Origin of the sequence: Enterococcus sp. DIV0712, from assembly GCF_050554855.1 — a bacterium.
Taxonomy (GTDB): domain Bacteria; phylum Bacillota; class Bacilli; order Lactobacillales; family Enterococcaceae; genus Enterococcus; species Enterococcus faecalis.
The window spans coordinates 615836-634340 of the sequence record NZ_CP187333.1; the positions used below are offsets into that span (position 1 = coordinate 615836).

Here is an 18505-nt window from a genome sequence, read left to right on the forward strand (position 1 = left end):
GATTGTTTTTTGAGGTGTTTTTTATTATCGTTGAGAAAAAGAAATAAAAAGAAAAAACAAAGTATTTAAATGATAACAAAATAATTAAAATGAAGGAGCGATAGAACATGAACAGCGTGGTGAACTTTAGAGATATTGGAGGATTTCCAACGCAACAAGGCACAGTTGTCAAGACAGGGCATTTTTTTCGGAGTGGTGAACTCGTCAATATTGCACAAGCGGATCAACAGAAACTGGTAGAGGACTATCAAATTAAACGAATCTATGATTTTAGAAGTGCAGCGGAAACGCAAGAACGACCAGATGATTCAATTCAAGGAACCAACTATCTACATATAGATATTTTGGCCGATATTCAGGCGCAGACTGCTTCATTAGAAGGAATGCTTAAAACGGTTGGTTCACCCGATGAAGCTATGGACATGGCTTATAAGGAAATGGTTCTTTCCAATTCGGGGCGCAAAGGTTACCAAACATTTTTTGAAAACTTTTTAAGTTATCCACAGGAAGCTATTTTATTTCATTGTTTCGCAGGAAAAGATCGAACAGGAATCGGCGCAGCCTTGATATTAAGTGCTTTAGGTGTGGAACATTCTTATATTTTAGAAGATTATTTAAAGACGAACGAGCAAAGAAAAACCGCTAACGAGCAAATTATTGCGCAATATCAAGCAAATGGAACGCCTCCAGCAGAAATTCAACAATTAGAAACGCTGCTTTATGTGAAAAAAGAGTACTTAGCGACCGCTTTACAGGCGATTGAAAAAGAATTTGGTTCGGTAGAGGGCTATTTAAAAGAGGGACTCGGCTTACCTTTATCCGCCAAAAAAGACATGCTAAGTCTGTACACAAAATCATAGATCCTAAAAAAAGGACTATCCTTTCTAAAAAAGAAGTTTTATAATAGAAAAGAATCTGTTTGTAAGGAGGGATAGGGAATGAAAGAAGGACAAGAACAATTCTTAACGTTCATACTAGATCGAACAAAAGAAGATAAAAAAGAAAAAATGCAAGCGCTACTTGCAGAAATGTTTGAACGCCAACAAACAGGCAAATTAGATAAAATGTACTTGATGACAAAAGCACCAAAACTTTTGGCTTATTTAAAACCAGAAGCCATTGATGAAGTTAAACAAGTCGTTTCGGAATTTTCTAAAAATATGAAATAAACAAACTTAGCTTGAACTTACGACATTTTAAAAATGTGTCGTAACATTCAAGCTTTTGTTTGTTATTCTCTTGTATTTTATGCTAAAGTTATTCAGGCACAAAAAAAAGCAGGTGATTTTATGAAACATATAAAAAATACATGGGAACTATTTATTTTAGATTGGAAAAGAATTTTTAAAAACCCAGTAGCAACATTTTTGATTGTTGCCTTAATGATTATTCCATCATTATATGCATGGTTTAACATTAAAGCACTATGGGATCCGTATTCAAATACAGGAGAGTTACCAATAGCGGTCTATAGTGATGACCAAACAGCAACTTTTCAAGATAAATCGGTCAATATTGGTGATGAAGTCTTGAAAAACTTGAAGAAAAACAAGCAATTAGGTTGGCGTTTTGTTGATTCGAAAAAGGAATTAGACAAAGGGGTCCAATCAGGAAAATATTTTGCCGGGATTTATTTACCTAAAGATTTTTCAAAAGATTTGCTAAGTTTTACTTCTGGTGATATCAATAAACCTAAAATTGAATACTCAATTAACGAAAAAATTAATGCAATTGCGCCGAAAATTACGTCAAAAGGCGCTTCTTCCATTCAGTCACAAATTTCGGAAGAATTCATTAAAACGGCAAGTAGTACGTTAATCAAAACATTCAATGATATTGGCTATGATATTGATAAAAACATGGTCAGCATTCAAAAAGTTAAGAGCATGATTTTAGATACAGATGCCAACATTGGAACCATTGATACGTATGCAAAACAAGTCACAGACTTACATGGTAAGATGCCTGAGCTAAAAGAAAAATTAGCGAAAGCCAACGATGCGATGAAATATTTACCTGAAGTTGATGCTTTAGGAGAGAAGATTGTTGAGCTAAATGGCAAAATGCCAAGCATCAAAGAGCAAGCTAGTGTTATTTTGACGTTACAAGAAAAAATTCCAGAAATTCAAAACGCTGGCCGACAAATTGCTATGATTGATGAAGACTTTGCCTCTGTGGAACAAACAATGAGCGAAGGAATCCAAGAAGCAAAACAAGGATTAGAAATCATTCAACAAGTCCAAACGGCGTTACCAGATATTCGTAAACTAGGTGATCAAGCCAATGATTTAGGGAATGTCACATTAGATGGCGCCACTCAATTGGAAAAGGCTTTACCTGGAATTACTCAAAGTGTGGGGACGATTTTAAAAGCAATTGGAACAATTAGCGCTGGTGTAAATACGGCACTAGAAGATTTAAAAAATCATCGTTTACCAGTTGAAGAAAGAGAAGCAATTAAGCAGCAACTGTCTGAAAGCCTAGGAAAACAACATGAAAATATCCAACAGCTGATTCAACTGTTTACGCAAATACAAGAAGCCACAGGTAACACTGATTTACAAGACACAATAAATAGATTGAATACGATTGATGGTATTGTAGTTAGATTAAAAACTGATGTTGATAACATTGATGTGAATGCGGTAACTGATGCAGATTTAAATGCTATTCAAGCAGAAGCTCAACAAGTAGAAGCAACCGTCAATAGTATTAACCCTGATGCAATTGAAAACACAGTAAAAACGATTTTAGACAAATTAATTGCTACCATCCAAAACGCTCAAGGTCAACTAAACAAAGCGCAACAAATTGACTTTGAAGGATTATTGAGCTCAACAAGTCAAACGGTCACTAATGCGATTTCTTTATTAGAAAAATATCAAGCCGAAATGCCGGCAATTAAACAAGAAATTCATGATGCGAATACGATGTTGAATGGCAATATGGAAACCATTGTCAATGGCATTAATCGTGGTGCTGATTTGTATAAAAACGATTTACCAGTCATTCAAGACAAAGTCAGCAAAGCGGCAGCCTTTATGCAAAATGACTATCCAGGTATCCGAAAAGATTTAACGAATACCTTGAAAACAGTCAATGAGAAAATGCCAGATGTTGAAGCGGCCTTGGACAAAGCCAACGAGCTGATTATTAATGATTGGCCAAATATCAAAACAGGATTACACAAAGCAGCGAATGCAATCCGTAAAGGTGAAAAAGAAGTTGATTTAGGTGAAATTCTTAAATTACTAAAATTAGATGCCAATAAAGAAAGTGACTTCTTTACACAACCAGTTGAAGTCAAAGAACATGCTGTTTATCCGATTGCTAATAATGGTTCGGCAAGTACGCCATTCTATACAGCTTTGTGTTTATGGGTTGGCGCTGTGTTATTCTCAAGTGTTGCGACAACAGATGTTTATCTTGAAGGAAAAGATAAAAAACGCTTTTCTAAACGGGAACAATTTTCAGCACGGATGTTTACCTTCATTGTCATGGGGATTGGTCAAGCGCTGATTGTAACGCTAGGTAATTACTTTGCGTTAGGCGTAGATGTCCGTAATCCAGCGTATAGTGTCTGGTTTGCCGTATTGATTGCCATTACGTTTATGATAATGGTTTATGTGCTCGTTGCTCTCTTTGGCAATGTAGGGAAAGGAATTGCGATAATAATCTTGGTACTATCCATCTCTGGTGGGGGCGGGAACTACCCAATTCAAGTCTCAGGTAAATTCTTCCAAATGATTAATCCGTTCTTGCCGTTTACGCATGCCGTGAACTTGCTAAGGGAATCAGCAGGAGGCATTTACTGGCCAAATGCTTGGTTTGCAATTTGGATTATGGTGGGGATTTCAGTCGTCTTTAGTATTGGCGGTGCAATTCTTTATCCACATCTGGAACACAGATCGAAAAAATTTGCGGCTTTAGCACAAAAGAGCCATTTATTCCATTAAAAAACAAAAAGCTGAAAACGTCTCTAGCGTTTTCGGCTTTTTGTTTTTTTTTATTTTCAAGGCAACCCTAACAAAGAAGTTTTGGGGGCTCTTGCTTTTGACTTTTTGGCAATGCTAAATAATAAAATCTCCCTCAGAAAGTGAGGTTTTTTGTGTACAAATGTATAAAAAGGTTTTATAGTATTTTTTTAAGAAATAAAAAGTGGGTAGGGGTTGTAAAATGATTCAAGCATTGCTTCAACGATATGAGAAAAAAATTGAACGTCGTAAATTGGAAAAACGAACAGCATTCGGTGCTTTTGCCGGGCGGATTGGGCTTGTTTCTAATTTATTTTTATTCGTTAGTAAATTTATGATTGGCTTGCTTTCAGGTAGTGTTTCAATCATGGCAGATGCCATTAATAGCTTGTCCGATACTATTTCTTCAGTTTTAACATTAGTCGGTTTTTATATTGCTGGTAAGCCAGCGGATAAAGAACATCCCTATGGCCATGAACGTTTTGAATATATTAGTGGAATGCTTGTATCATTAGTGATTACGTTTATTGGGTTTGAGTTTCTAACGACCTCCGTTGATCGTATCCTGCATCCAGAATCAATCAAGGTGACACCCATTTTATTTGCTGTTTTAGCTTTGTCAATTGGGATTAAAATTTGGCAAGGGCTGTTTTACAAAAAAGTATCAGCAAAAATTGATTCTCAAGCATTAGTTGCTTCTGCTAAGGACAGCTTCAATGATGTTTATACTACATTAGCTGTTTTGGTTTCTGCATTTATTGAAGGCGTCACTGGTTTGCGAATTGATGGATATATTGGTTTTTTAATTGCTGCATATATTATTTATAGTGGCTTGCAGTTAATTCGCGAATTTATTAATGAGTTGATGGGTATGCGTCCGAGCCAAACAGAAATTGATGAAATGAAAAATGTCTTATCAAAAATGGAAACAATTGTAGGGTATCACGATTTACTGATTCATAATTATGGTCCTAGCCAAACGTTTGCGTCTGTTCACATTGAAATTGATGATCGCTGGGATTTAAATAAAGCCCATCAGACAATCGATGCGATTGAAGCGAAGTTTAAAGAAGAATTAGATGTTAATCTTGTTTGTCATATTGATCCAGTGAATTTGTATGACCCAACACAACAATTTGTTCATCAAACAATCAAAAAGATTATTCGTTCTTTTGATGCGTCTTTAAAAGTCCATGATATCCGCTTAGTTACCCATGGCGAAGAGCCAAAGATTTTGTTCGACTTGGTTTTGCCTACAGAATCAAAATTATCTGAATTTGAACTGGGTGTGGAAATTCAACGGCAAGTTTATGAAAAAATTGGTCGTTATAAAGTGGAAATTACCTTCGATCATACGTACTTGTTACAATAAAAGGGAATAATTAACTAAGTTTTTAAGCGAGAGCCAAAAGGTCAAATAGACTTTTAGCTCTCGCTTTTTTGTTTAGAGAATGCAAATCCTTTTGTTATCTGGATTCTCTTGATAAGATAAAGGAAGCGGGGAACTGTAAATGAGTGTCTGATTAAAAAAAGATGGTGATTTTTTTATCTTTTTCAGTAACAAAAATCAATTGACTTTTCATTGTGAGAAGCGTAGCATATGGATTTGTTTGATAAAAAATAATGAAAAAAGTGAGCGGGTCACTCTAGAGAAAAGGAGTAGAAAAAAATGGCGGATTTAAAACGACTGTTCATTGGGAAACCATTGAAATCAGCCGAAAATGATGAACATAAATTAAGCAGATTTGCAGCGCTTGCGTTGTTATCTTCTGATGCACTTTCATCCATTGCGTATGGTACAGAACAAATAGTGGTGGTTCTGGTTACTTTGTCGGCGGCTGCGATTTGGTATTCATTGCCAATTGCTGCATTTGTTATTATTTTACTTATTTCTTTAACATTGTCGTACCGACAAATTATTCATGCGTATCCGCATGGCGGCGGCGCATACGTTGTTAGTAGTGAAAACCTCGGCAGAAATGCAGGTTTATTGGCTGGTGGTTCGTTGTTAGTCGATTATATGCTAACAGTAGCCGTTTCAGTTTCAGCGGGTGCAGAGGCGATTATATCGGCGATTCCAGCGTTATATGGTCATCAAGTAGCAATTTCTATTGGGATTGTGATATTGATTACCTTAATGAACTTGAGGGGCCTGAGAGAATCAGCTTCGTTCTTAATGTTGCCAGTGTATAGTTTTATCGCAATTATTACCTTACTGATTGTTGTTGGGCTATTTAAAATTGTGACTGGCGCACAGCCATTGAATGCGACAGCTTTACCAGGAGCCGTGGTTCCAGGAATTTCTATTGCCTTAGTTTTACGGGCTTTTTCATCTGGTTCTTCTTCCTTAACAGGGGTTGAAGCAATCAGTAATGCAGTGCCATTCTTTAAGAAACCACGAGCAAAAAATGCTGCTGGGACGTTAGCGTTAATGGCAACGATTTTAGGGTTCTTCTTCGTGGGGATTACGTTTATTAACTATTGGTATGGGATTGTGCCCAAAGAAGAAGTGACAGTTCTTTCACAAATTGGGAAAGCGGTCTTTGGTCAAAATATTTTATATTATTTATTACAGTTTGCGACAGCCTTAATTTTAGCGGTTGCCGCTAACACAGGATTCTCAGCCTTTCCAGTTTTGGCTTATAACTTAGCCAAAGATAAGTTTATGCCACATATGTATATGGATCGTGGCGACCGTTTAGGCTATTCAAATGGTATTTTAACTTTAGCTGCTGGTTCCATTGTTTTATTATTGATTTTCCAAGGTTCCACAGAACGTTTAATCCCATTGTATTCAATTGGTGTGTTTATTCCGTTTGCTTTGTCTCAATCGGGGATGGTTGTAAAATGGCGAAAAGAAACTAAAAATTGGTTGCCAAAATCAATTGCTAACATTGTCGGCGCCTTTATCTCTTTCGCGATTATCGCCATTTTGTTTATTTATCGATTAGGGGACATCTGGCCATTCTTTATTATTATGCCGGTGTTGATTTATGCATTTTATCGGGTCAACACTCACTATAAAAATGTGGCGGAACAGCTACGTTTAGAAGATGGGGCACAGTTGCATGAGTTTGATGGGAATACAGTTATTGTTCTAGTAGGGAACGTAACCAAGGCAAATGTCGGCGCCTTGAATTATGCGCGTTCCATTGGCGATTATGTCGTTGCCATGCATGTCTCAATGGATGAAAATGTTGAGAAGGAAAAAGAAATTCAGGAAGAGTTTAAAAAACACTTCCCGGACGTTCGTCTATCAATTGTCCATTCTTCGTATCGTTCACTGCAAAATCCTATCTTACGTTATGTTGATTTGGTTAGTAAAAATGCCACGAAGCATAACTACAGTACAACGGTTTTAGTACCACAATTTGTACCGAATAAACGTTGGCAAAATATTTTGCATAACCAAACAAGTTTACGCTTGCGGATTCGTTTAGCGTGGCGGGAAAATATTATTGTGGCTACCTATAGTTATCACTTGAAAAAATAAATAAAAGTCTGCTATCTTTTGATGGCAGATTTTTTTATTGACGTAATTGTTTTTGATAAATTCTAGCGCAAGACTGCTCTTCGGTGGTTACCATTGTCAAAAATTCCCAGTCATATCTTTCATAAAAAGTAGTATGGTCTGTGAGCAAATAAAGCTTTTTAAATCCAGAATTAGCAAGAAAATCACCAACTGTTGTTAAAAGAATTCCTGCTAAGCCTTGGTGACGAAATGTTGGTTCGACATACAATGCACAAAGGTTTGGCGTAAGGTCTGCACGATTGTGGAAGTCATTATCAATTACGCCCACGCCTGCAACGATGTCCTGCTGTTTATTCAAGCAGACCCACCAATGTGGTACGTGGTTTTCGCTAGTTAGCATTTCCTGCATACTTCCTTGATACGCTTCAGCGGGGATTTGCCACTTTTGGCTAAACCATTGAGCAGCTGACGGAATTAAGTGTGGTTGTTGGTTTAAATCGATAATAGTATAGTTAGACATTATTAATCTCCTAGATAAAAGAACAGATCCCATTGAAAAGAAACAATGTTGGATCTGCTCTGCATTTTTTATTAATTGGAATGTTTGCTAGCTGGGTCTAAACGACGTTCAATAATCCCTAGAACCCAATCTGTGATAATCGCCATAAAGGCCGTTGGTAAGGCACCGACTAAAATGATAGAAGCACCATCTGTGGCATTGGTTCCACGAATAATAATATCCCCTAAACCACCAGCACCAACGAAAGCACCAATCGCAGTAATCCCGATTGCGACGACTAACGCATTTCGAATACCTGCCATGATTACTGAAACAGATAAAGGTAACTCGACCATATAAAGAAGTTGTACTTTTGTCATACCCATTCCTTTACCAACATCTAAAATATTGCGATCCACTTGAATCATGCCAGTGTACGTATTCTTGATAATTGGTAGGAGAGAATAAAGGAAGACCGTTACAACCACCGTGTTGACGCCTAAGCCCATTCCCAACATTAAAATCGAAAGCATTGCCAAAGCTGGTACTGTTTGGATAATGTTCGCTAAACGGATAATCCAGTTGGCTAAGCTATGTTTACGTGAAATCATAATCCCGATAGGAATCCCGACAATTGCAGCAAAGATTACGCCATAAATCGAAATTAAAAAGTGACGTAAAAATTGTTGAAAGACGTAGCCGCCATTTTGTTGGAAATAGTAGATAAATTGTTGGAATAAATTCATATTATTCATCTGTTACTCCCCCTCAAAATAGTTATTTTCTTTTAAGAAACGTTCGGCTACGACCGCAGGTTCAATTAAATCATTATCTGCTTGATAGTTCAATTCTTGCATTTTTTTGGTAGAAATTTTACCATCTAAGCGATTTAATACATCTTTGATTTCCGGCGTTTCTTTTAATAATTTGTCACTAACCACAGGAGCGGCATCATAAGGCGGGAAGAAGCGCTTGTCATCTTTTAACATGACTAAATCGTAACTACCAATCCGGCCGTCTGTTGAGTAACCTAAGATAACGTCCATTTTTCCAGCGTTGACTGCATCGTACACCAAGCCAATTTGCATTGGTAAAATAGATTTAAATTGGAAGTTGTATTCCTTTTTAAAGCCTTCATAACCGTCGCCTTCACGTGTGATCCACGCAGTATCGACACCAGCAACTAATTTGTCTGCGACTTTCCCTAAATCACTGACTGTTTTTAAATTGTATTTCTCAGCCGTTTCTTTTGTAACTAAGAATACATAAGTATTTTCAAATCCATATGAAGGGAACCAAGTTTGTTGATAACGTTTTTCAAATTCTGATTGAACTAGGTTAAACGCTTTTTTAGGGTCTTTTTCCGCTGGTAAGCCCAGCGTAGTAGTCACGTCAGTACCAGTATAACGAGCTGCAGAAATTGAGGCATCTCCGTTTAACATTGCTTGGTGATTGATGGTAGTAGTGGCTAAGTTGTTAATCACATTTGTTTTTTTATCTGTGTAATGCTCAACCATATCCGCTACAATGCTCCCTAAAATCTGCGCTTCTGAAGTAATCCCACCTGTAATGGCGACAGTGTTATCATCAGAAGTTGAAGCGAGACCAGGTAAAGAACAACCTGCCAATAAAAGTAAACTGCTTAAGAAGAGTAAGCTTAACTTGAGTTTCTTTTTCATCATTATTCGCCCTCCCTTAAAGCTTTTGGCGTTAAACGATTTTCTAATAATCCAAGAAGAACATCTGCTAAAAGCGCTAAAATAGTTACCGGAATAGTCCCGCCAAAGATTAATTCTGGCTGATAGTTATTTAATCCACTGAAAATCATATCACCAAGACCACCTGCACCAATATAAGAAGCCAGTGTAGCCCAAGCAATGACATAGACAGCAGCTAAACGAATGCCGGCCATAATTGTTGGCATGGCAATGGGTAATTCAACACTAAAAATAGACTGTAAATTGGTCATGCCCATGCCTTTAGCAACATCTCGGTAATTTTCATCGACATTTTTCATTCCGATATACGTGTTTCTTAAAATAGGTAGAAGGGAATAGATGAATAGCGCGATAATAGCGGGTGTTTTGCCGACACCAAAAATTGGAATCATCAAAGCTAATAAAGCCAACGAAGGAACCGTTTGTAAGGCACTTGTTAAACCAATGACAATATTGGCTACTTTGGGCAAACGTGTTAACCAAACGCCAACGGGCACAGCGATAGCGACCCCTAATAAAAGTGCAAAGAATGAAATATAAATATGTTCAATACTTTTTGAAATCATTTCTGATCCATATTCTTGAAAGAAGCTACTCATTGCTTACGCCTCCTCTTTATCAGTTTCGGACTCGCTTTGTTTTGCTTCTACAGCTTCACTAATCGTTGTTTCATCGCCCCAGATAACATCATAAACAATGTCAACAAGGGAAGCACGTGTTAAGATGCCCACCACTCGTTTTTGTTCATCAACGACTGGCACATATTTTAAGCCGCGTTTTAAGATTCTTTGTAAAGCATCACGTAAAAGAGCGGTTTTTTGAACAAAGAAGACATCTTTATTCAAGATATCACCAACACTAGAAGCTTTGCCACGTTGCTGATCTAATGTTTCAACATCGATAAAGCCTTTAAGCACATGGGAATTATCAACAACTAATAAGGTATCAACCCGTTTTTCACGCATCAATTTAATCGCTTCTTGTAAAGATTTTTCCGGCGTGATAGTAATAGCTGAATTTAACATGACTTCATCAACAGTGGTGAAATCAGGTTTGGCTTGTAATAAGCGATCTTCTCCGATGAGTTCTTCTACAAATTCATTGGCTGGATGACGTAAAATATTATCTGGTGTGTCAAATTGAATTACTTTGCCTTCGCTCATAATGGCAATTTTATTTGCTAATTTCAACGCTTCATCCATATCATGGGTAACAAAGACAATAGTTTTTCCTAAACGTTCTTGCAAATCTTTCACTAAATCTTGTAATGAATCACGGGTGATAGGATCTAAAGCACCAAAAGGTTCATCCATTAGAATAATATCTTGATTGGCAGCTAAAGCCCGCACAACGCCGATTCTTTGTTGTTGTCCCCCAGAAAGTTCATTGGGATAGCGGTCCAACATTTCTCGTGGTAACTCAACCAAATCAATCATTTTTTCGGCTATCTTATTGCGTTCTTCCACAGGTACTTTTAATAATTTAGGCACTAAAACGATATTTTCACGAATGGTCATGTGAGGCATCAAGCCGATATTTTGAATGACATAGCCAATTTGGCGACGTAGCTCTACAGGATTGATTTTTTGAATATCTTGGCCATCAATTAAAATTTTTCCTTTTGAAGGGTCGGTCATGCGGTTAAGCATCCGCATTGATGTTGTTTTTCCACTACCACTTGTTCCGATGAAGCAGATAAATTCACCTTTATCGAAAGACAAATTAATGTCATCAACGGCGACTTTTCCGCCTTTATAAAATTTTGATACATGCTGAAATTCTATCAACTTACTCACCTCAACTAAATATTTTGAAAATGTATCTTATTACTAGTATGCTATAAAAATGCGATTTCGACAAATGTAATCTATTTTTAATGGGAAAAAGAAGGCGGTAAAATTTTTTTAATTCGTTCTAAAAAAAAGAAAAGATAACTATTGTTTAGTAAAAGTTATCTGAACGAAACAAGATGTTAAAAAGAGTATTCTGAGAAGGGGGAAAAGCCGCTATAACAAAGAAAAGTGTCCTTTATAGCAAGTTGACGGGAGCTGAGTTTTTCATTAGAATGGAAAGAGAACAAGGGAATAAAATAAAAAAAGGCGCTTCATGATTTAGCGGCAACTAAATCACGAAGCCTTGAATAGTCACCTGTGCAAGTGGACCATCAAGTTGCCCGTTCAATCAATGGAAACCATTGATCACTTTTATTTTACTGAATTTTTGAAAAAATTACCAGTTTTTTTAAGAAGTAAGAAGTGGAAGAACGAAGGATGCTTTTTATGGAATGTGCAATGACGTTCAGAAAAATCTGAAGGTCATTTTTTATTCTCTTGTTCAAACATTCAAACATAGGGGAAGAGAGACGGACGTAATTTTGTCACCGATTATTACGTCCGTCTTCCGTTGTTTTCTAAAGTGTTGGTTACATGTCTTTGTAGAGGTTGGCTTCAATTGCAGTCCGTTTTGGTTCTAAAAAAGGCGGTAAAGCCAACGTTTCCCCTAAATGTTCCAGAGGCTCATCCAATGTAAAGCCAGGAGTCAAAGTAGCAAATTCAACCCGATTCCCGCCTGGTTCACGAATGTATAAACTTTTAAAATATCCACGACTTACATACATTTCAATTTCCCAGCCTTGTGCTAAAGCGCGCGTGTGTAGTTCTTGTAATGCTTCATCATCAGCCACAGAAAAAGCAATATGATCCATACTGCCACGCCCCATTCGACTTGTTTTATCCGACGTTGTTTGATGAACAGAAAAGCTTTCCGTCTCACTTAAAATAATCGTATTGCCAACTGCTTGCCAACCAAGAAATGTTTCAAAAAAGGCCAAGGTTTTTTCAGAATCTGGTACATGAAATTCAGTAGAGGCCAAACCGATAATTTGAACCGCTGCTGGAATGTCGTTAGAAACAACGAGTGTTTCTTTTAATGGATTTTCAGGAACTTCTGTCAGGATAATATGCGTATCATCTGGATCACTGAAATGTAGGCTCTTTTCTTTTTTGTTAAATGGAATTTTGTTTTCTGTTAAACGTTGTTCCCAAAAGGAAAGGCTGTTTTGGGGAATTTTTAAGCCAATCGTGGCTAAATAATTTTTTTCTTCATAGCGGTTGCCTAATAAGGGCACGATAAAAAAAGTTACTAAGCTTCCCGGCGTGCCTTGATAATCGCCATAAAAATAATGAGGCATGCGATTGTTGTCTTGATTGACGGTATTTTTGACAAAGCGTAAGCCTAACAATTTTGTATAGAATGATTGGTTTTCTTGACCATGACGCGCTAATAGTGAAACATGATGAAATTGAGCATGCATTTTGAGTTCCTCCTCTAAATAACTATGTATACTTACTTAAAGTAAGTATAGTGCTTCTGACATTTTTTGACAACTATTTAGTTTGATTTAGAAGGCTGACATAGCCAGAAACAAGAAAAAGTGTTAGAATAACCAAGATAAAAACTAGTAGAAAGAGTGACGGAAATGCTAAGTACAGAAGATTTTGATTTTGATTTACCAGAAGAATTAATTGCTCAAACCCCACTAAAAGATCGCGCTAGTTCACGATTATTAGTTGTAAATAAAGAAACAGGGGACATGGAGGATAAACATTTCCATGATATCCTTGATGAATTACAGCCTGGGGATGCATTAGTCATGAATAATACACGGGTACTGCCGGCCCGTTTATATGGAGAAAAACCTGAAACAGGCGGTCATTTGGAAGTTTTACTTTTAACAAATACAGAAGGCGATACATGGGAAACCTTGATTAAACCCGCGAAACGTGCAAAAGTCGGCACGGAAATTCAATTTGGCGATGGTCGCCTAAAAGCGGTGGTTAAAGAAGAGTTGGAACATGGTGGTCGAATCATTGAATTTAAATATGATGGTATTTTCTTAGAAATTTTAGAATCGTTAGGAGAAATGCCATTGCCGCCATATATCAAAGAACGTCTAGATGACCCAGATCGTTATCAAACGGTTTATGCTGAAGAAAATGGTTCAGCTGCAGCACCAACAGCGGGTTTGCATTTTACAAAAGAACTATTAGAAGAGATCAAAGCAAAAGGTGTTCATCTCGTTTATTTAACTTTACATGTCGGTTTAGGAACATTCCGTCCCGTGAGCGTTGATAATATAGAAGAACATCATATGCATAGCGAATTCTATCGTTTAACTGAAGAAGCGGCTAAGCAATTAAATGAAGTGCGCCAAGCAGGCGGTCGGATTGTTGCGGTTGGAACAACTTCTATTCGTACGTTGGAAACAATTGGCACAAAATTTAATGGTGAAATCCAGGCTGACAGTGGTTGGACCGATATTTTTATCACACCAGGGTATCAATTTAAAGTCGTAGAGGCTTTTTCAACGAACTTCCATTTACCAAAATCTACGTTAGTGATGCTTGTGAGTGCCTTTGCAGGAAAAGACTTAACATTGGCTGCTTACCAACATGCAATTGAGGAAAAATATCGTTTCTTTAGTTTTGGCGATGCAATGTTTATTAAATAAGCGACACTTTGTGAGCAGAATACTTGGGATTGAAACAAAAATATATTATGATAAACACGTGATTTTTGGAATCACAGTAAAGGTGTGCTTTATTTTTTCTTCCCCTGTAAATAATAAAGTTAGAAACCAAAACGCTACTAGGACAAAAATGCTTAGTAGACAATCTTAGAATAAAAAGAACGGCGCAACCACGGTTGCGCCGTTCTTTTTTTATGTAAGCAAAGATTAATTATTGAAACAACAATACGAAGAAGTGCTTTCTTCGTATTGCCGGTACTAAGTTGTACCTCGGCAACTCCAAGTACAATCAGAAAAATTGTCTTGTTAAGTACAGCTTATACTGTTTAGGCTTCTTGTTCTACATCGTCATTCAGTGTTTCTTTGAAGGTGAACACATCATCAATGGTTACGCCAAAGACGTTCGCGATGTCATGCGCAAGAAGTAATGAAGGATTGTACTTGTTTCGTTCCAGTTGAATAATTGTTTGTCGAGAGACACCGACTCGATTGGCCAAATCTTGCTGGGTCATACGAGCCATAGCACGATAAACATGAATTGAACTTTCAAACGAAGATTTTTTCTTTTTTCGCATAGCATTCCCTCCTTTAAAAGAAGATAAAATAGAATGTGCACCTTGAATATAACACATATGATTATTTGATACAAATATATTTTATTGCCTAAAAGAAAAAACCGAGCTTAAATTTAAGCTCGGCCTTGTTAACGGGAAGACATCAATTGGTTGAATAAGTGTTTACATTTCGCGATACATGTAAAGCAAAAGGTGAACGTGATGTGGTGAAACTAAAACCTTGTTTTCATACAGTTTCGACGCTTGGATGGTGGATAACTTGCGTTAGGTGATAACAGATAGGGTAAATGCTTTATAGAAACTCCATCCTTCTATAACCTTTCCCTATTTTCCGATACGAGTTATCACTAACAATTACTCTACACGTATTGTTTACAGGTGAATCTTGCAATTCTAACAACTTTGAGTTTACCGATTTTTATCTACTGAGAAAATCTTCAACCAATTGATTAGCATGTCCTCCTTACACTTAAAGAATAGCACTTTTTGAAAGCGTTTGCAAGTTATAACACTTATTAATAAGATTAAATATAATATTTTTCTGGTTATTTTATAACATGTAAAATAAATAATCGTGCGAACCAAATAACATTGTATTTTTTTGTTGTTTTGTTTTGAATATATAGAAATAAACTATTTTTTTATCAGACAAAATGAAAAAAATGTCCATTGCTTTTTGGCTGAATTCGTTTCTTTTTTCATAAAATTCCCATAATCAAATAGAAACATTGCTGTAGCAACAACGAAAATACCAGTTTTTTCTGGACATATGAGAGAACGCTAAGCCAAAGATGAAAAAAGTTGCGTGTTCAAAAAAAATCATGTTATATTTAATAGAGACACTATTATATAGGAAGAAAAAATTAGAGGGGGAATAGGATGGAAGCTTACAAGCAATCTGTCGATACTGTCACAAAAGAAGTTTCAGTCAATACTGAAACTGGTTTAACACAACAAGAGGCCCAACAACGGCTGAAAGAAAATGGCCGCAATCAATTTGAAGAGGCTAAGAAGGATTCTGTGTTAAAGAAATTTATTCACAGTTTATCTGATTTTACAACGATTATTTTATTAGTTGCTGCGGCAATTTCGTTTTATACAGCAATCGTAACAGAACATGGCGAATATTTTGAAGGAATCTTAATTATTGCAATTGTGATTATCAATGCTGTTTTGGCCATTGTTCAAGAAGGAAATGCTGAAAAATCTCTGGCGGCTTTACAAGACATGAACAAGCAAAGTAGTGCAGTCTTACGAGATGGCAAGGTAATCGAAGTCGATGCTGAAGAACTAGTAGTAGGAGATGTTCTAGTTCTTGAAGCTGGTTCAATGATTACAGCCGATGCACGACTTATTCAAGCTTCTCAAATGCGCGTAGAAGAGTCAGCACTAACAGGTGAAAGTGAACCTGTTGAAAAAGATCCTACATACGTGGGGCATGACGATGATGGCTTAGGAGATCAAATAAATATGATTTTCAAAGGCTGTACCGTTGTGAATGGCCGCGGACGAGCAGTAGTAACTGCAACAGGAATGAATACAGAAATGGGTAAAATTGCTGGGTTACTGAATAACAGCGATCAACAAAAAACACCATTACAAAAACGCTTGAATCAATTAGGCAAACGTATTAGTTTGTTAGCCTTAGGGGCTGCAGCAATTGTTTTCATTATTGGTGAACTGCAAGGAGAACCGCTTCTTGAAATGTTTATGACAGCCGTTTCCTTAGCGGTGGCAGCTGTACCAGAAACACTAACCGTGATTGTAACGTTAACCTTAGCATATGGTGTTCAAAAAATGGCTAAGAAACATGCGATTATTCGTCGATTGCCAGCAGTAGAAACGCTAGGAACTGCGAATGTTATCTGTTCTGATAAGACAGGAACACTGACACAAAATAAAATGCGTGTCCGCCGAGTATGGCATCGTGGTGATGAAGTAACGGATACGGAAGATGCCATGACCGATGAAGCCATGGAAGTATTGAAAATGGCTGCTTTATGTACAGATGTCATTGTGGAAAAAGAAGGCGATGAACTAACTGTTACAGGGAATCCGACAGAAGCGGCAATTGTTCGTGCTGTCGAAGAAAATTATCATACTAAAGAAGAACTTGAAGAAAAATATCCTCGTATTGGTGAAATTCCCTTTGATTCAGAACGAAAAATGATGACTACGGTCCATCAATGGGGGAAAAAGTACATCTCAATTACTAAAGGAGCCTTTGATGTGTTACTACCTCGTTTTGGTTTCGGAGATGTCGATCAAGCGGCTATTGTTAATGATCGTTTCGGAAAACGAGCGTTACGAGTTATTGCTGTCGGTTATGCCGTATATGATGAACCACCCAAGGAAATTACATCAGAGGCTTTAGAAAAAAATCTTCGCTTGTTAGGCTTAATTGGCATGATTGATCCACCACGTCCAGAAAGTAAGGGCGCCATTGCTCGTGCGAAAAAAGCTGGAATTAAAACAGTCATGATTACTGGTGATCACGTGGTAACAGCCAGTGCAATTGCTAAAGAATTAGGAATTTTAAAAGATAAAAGTGAAGCCTTATCTGGTTCAGAACTGAAAAAAATGAGTGATGAAGAATTAGATAAACGGGTTAAAGATTTATCCGTTTATGCGCGTGTAACCCCTGAAGATAAAATTCGAATTGTTCAATCATGGCAACGTTCTGGCGCTGTTGTAGCAATGACCGGAGATGGCGTGAATGATGCGCCAGCCTTGAAAGCTAGTGATGTCGGTTGCGCAATGGGGATTACTGGAACAGATGTGGCCCAAGGCGCTTCAGATATGATTTTGACGGACGATAACTTTGCAACTATTGTTGATGCAGTGGCGCAAGGACGTGCCGTGTACCGAAATATTCGTAAAGCCATTAACTTCTTATTAAGCTGTAATATTTCTGAGATTTTTATTGTTTTAATTGCCATGTTACTTGGTTGGGGTGCGCCATTTACTGCAGTTCAACTGTTGTTTGTTAACGTGGTCGCAGATGGGTTACCTGGTTTTGCATTAGGAAAAGAACCAGCGGAAAAAGGAATTATGGATGAGGCACCAATCCCTAAAAACGAAGGGATTTTTGCACGAGGCTTATGGCAAAAGATTGGGATTAATGCAGCAGTGTTCACAGTCATTACTTTGTTTGGTTTTTACCTAGGTGCCTTTGTACCAGGTGTTTCAGCCTATGTTTCAAACAGCTATGAAGTTGGACAAACAGTGGCATTTTTAATCTTAGCTTATTCCTCTATCTTACATGTCTTTAATGTTCGTAGTGCGAACTCTGTTTTCCGTGTAAAATTATCAAGCAACAAGTCGCTCTTTGAAATGGTCGTTTTAGCATTACTAATTACCACAACCATTGCTTTATTACCATTCACACAAGAACTATTTGGATTAGTGCATATTAGTTTAAATCATTGGATGTTAGCAATTTTCCTATCCTTTGTGCCAATTTTCGTCAATGAAATGATTAAGTTCCATTTCTCTGAAGTCGAAGAGGAAGAAGAAGTGATTTAAATTTAACAGGAATAAAAGGAGCTACCTTTGTTCAGAAAATTATCTTAATAGTTAGCAAGTGGGGCAGCAGTCGTTTCGACTGCTGCCCCACTTATTTTTGATTTTCCTTTTTTCAAAATAGGTGGGTTTCTTATCTAAGATGAACATTCTCTAATAAAAAGACTTGCTAAACGATTTAAAACGTATTATAGTGAGTAGCATCGTTAGTCAAAAA

General features: G+C 37.2%; 14 protein-coding genes. 7 read left to right on the plus strand and 7 right to left on the minus strand.

Annotation, left to right across the window (positions count from 1 at the left end; translation table 11 throughout):
- Positions 1-107 precede the first annotated feature (107 nt).
- From IGL42_RS02995 to IGL42_RS03015, 5 genes are all read left to right on the plus strand, one after another.
- Entirely contained in the window at positions 108-860 is a 753-nt protein-coding gene (locus tag IGL42_RS02995) for a tyrosine-protein phosphatase (protein ID WP_002363253.1), read from the plus strand.
- Positions 861-938: 78 nt separating this feature from the next.
- On the plus strand, positions 939-1169 hold the full coding sequence (locus IGL42_RS03000; protein ID WP_002355737.1) for a hypothetical protein: 231 nt from the start codon (positions 939-941) through the stop codon (positions 1167-1169).
- Between the two features lie 120 nt (positions 1170-1289).
- Positions 1290-3956: a YhgE/Pip domain-containing protein gene (locus tag IGL42_RS03005; protein ID WP_002379165.1), complete on the plus strand. Its 2667-nt coding sequence runs from the start codon at positions 1290-1292 to the stop codon at positions 3954-3956.
- A 220-nt stretch (positions 3957-4176) separates the two neighbouring features.
- Positions 4177-5346: a cation diffusion facilitator family transporter gene (locus IGL42_RS03010; RefSeq protein ID WP_002391646.1), complete on the plus strand. Its 1170-nt coding sequence runs from the start codon at positions 4177-4179 to the stop codon at positions 5344-5346.
- A 297-nt stretch (positions 5347-5643) separates the two neighbouring features.
- Entirely contained in the window at positions 5644-7467 is a 1824-nt protein-coding gene (locus IGL42_RS03015; RefSeq protein WP_002379167.1) for an APC family permease, read from the plus strand.
- A 34-nt stretch (positions 7468-7501) separates the two neighbouring features.
- Here the strand turns inward: IGL42_RS03015 and IGL42_RS03020 are convergent, their stop codons facing one another.
- The 6 genes from IGL42_RS03020 to IGL42_RS03045 form a co-directional block, all read right to left on the minus strand.
- Positions 7502-7966, minus strand: coding sequence for a GNAT family N-acetyltransferase (locus tag IGL42_RS03020; protein WP_002355741.1), 465 nt, complete (start codon positions 7964-7966; stop codon positions 7502-7504).
- Between the two features lie 71 nt (positions 7967-8037).
- A complete protein-coding gene (locus tag IGL42_RS03025) occupies positions 8038-8700 on the minus strand; it encodes an ABC transporter permease (RefSeq protein ID WP_010710766.1) in 663 nt (220 codons plus the stop codon).
- 3 nt (positions 8701-8703) lie between these two features.
- Positions 8704-9624: an osmoprotectant ABC transporter substrate-binding protein gene (locus tag IGL42_RS03030; protein WP_002355743.1), complete on the minus strand. Its 921-nt coding sequence runs from the start codon at positions 9622-9624 to the stop codon at positions 8704-8706.
- A 2-nt stretch (positions 9625-9626) separates the two neighbouring features.
- The gene (locus IGL42_RS03035) at positions 9627-10262 is read right to left on the minus strand and encodes an ABC transporter permease (protein ID WP_002355744.1); all 636 of its coding nucleotides are present in this window, start codon (positions 10260-10262) and stop codon (positions 9627-9629) included.
- Positions 10263-10265: 3 nt separating this feature from the next.
- On the minus strand, positions 10266-11459 hold the full coding sequence (locus IGL42_RS03040) for a betaine/proline/choline family ABC transporter ATP-binding protein (protein ID WP_002355745.1): 1194 nt from the start codon (positions 11457-11459) through the stop codon (positions 10266-10268).
- 626 nt (positions 11460-12085) lie between these two features.
- Positions 12086-12976 carry a ring-cleaving dioxygenase gene (locus IGL42_RS03045; protein WP_002355746.1) on the minus strand — a complete coding sequence of 297 codons (891 nt, stop codon included), beginning with the start codon at positions 12974-12976 and terminating at the stop codon, positions 12086-12088.
- A gap of 165 nt (positions 12977-13141) precedes the next feature.
- Between IGL42_RS03045 and queA the strand changes: the two genes are divergently transcribed.
- Positions 13142-14173: a tRNA preQ1(34) S-adenosylmethionine ribosyltransferase-isomerase QueA gene (gene queA / locus IGL42_RS03050; protein WP_002355747.1), complete on the plus strand. Its 1032-nt coding sequence runs from the start codon at positions 13142-13144 to the stop codon at positions 14171-14173.
- A 344-nt stretch (positions 14174-14517) separates the two neighbouring features.
- Here the strand turns inward: queA and IGL42_RS03055 are convergent, their stop codons facing one another.
- On the minus strand, positions 14518-14823 hold the full coding sequence (locus tag IGL42_RS03055) for a helix-turn-helix transcriptional regulator (protein ID WP_002355748.1): 306 nt from the start codon (positions 14821-14823) through the stop codon (positions 14518-14520).
- An 822-nt stretch (positions 14824-15645) separates the two neighbouring features.
- Here IGL42_RS03055 and IGL42_RS03060 point away from each other — a divergent pair.
- Complete coding sequence (locus IGL42_RS03060; protein WP_002355749.1) at positions 15646-18291, plus strand: calcium-translocating P-type ATPase, PMCA-type; 2646 nt, start codon at positions 15646-15648, stop codon at positions 18289-18291.
- Positions 18292-18505: the final 214 nt, after the last annotated feature.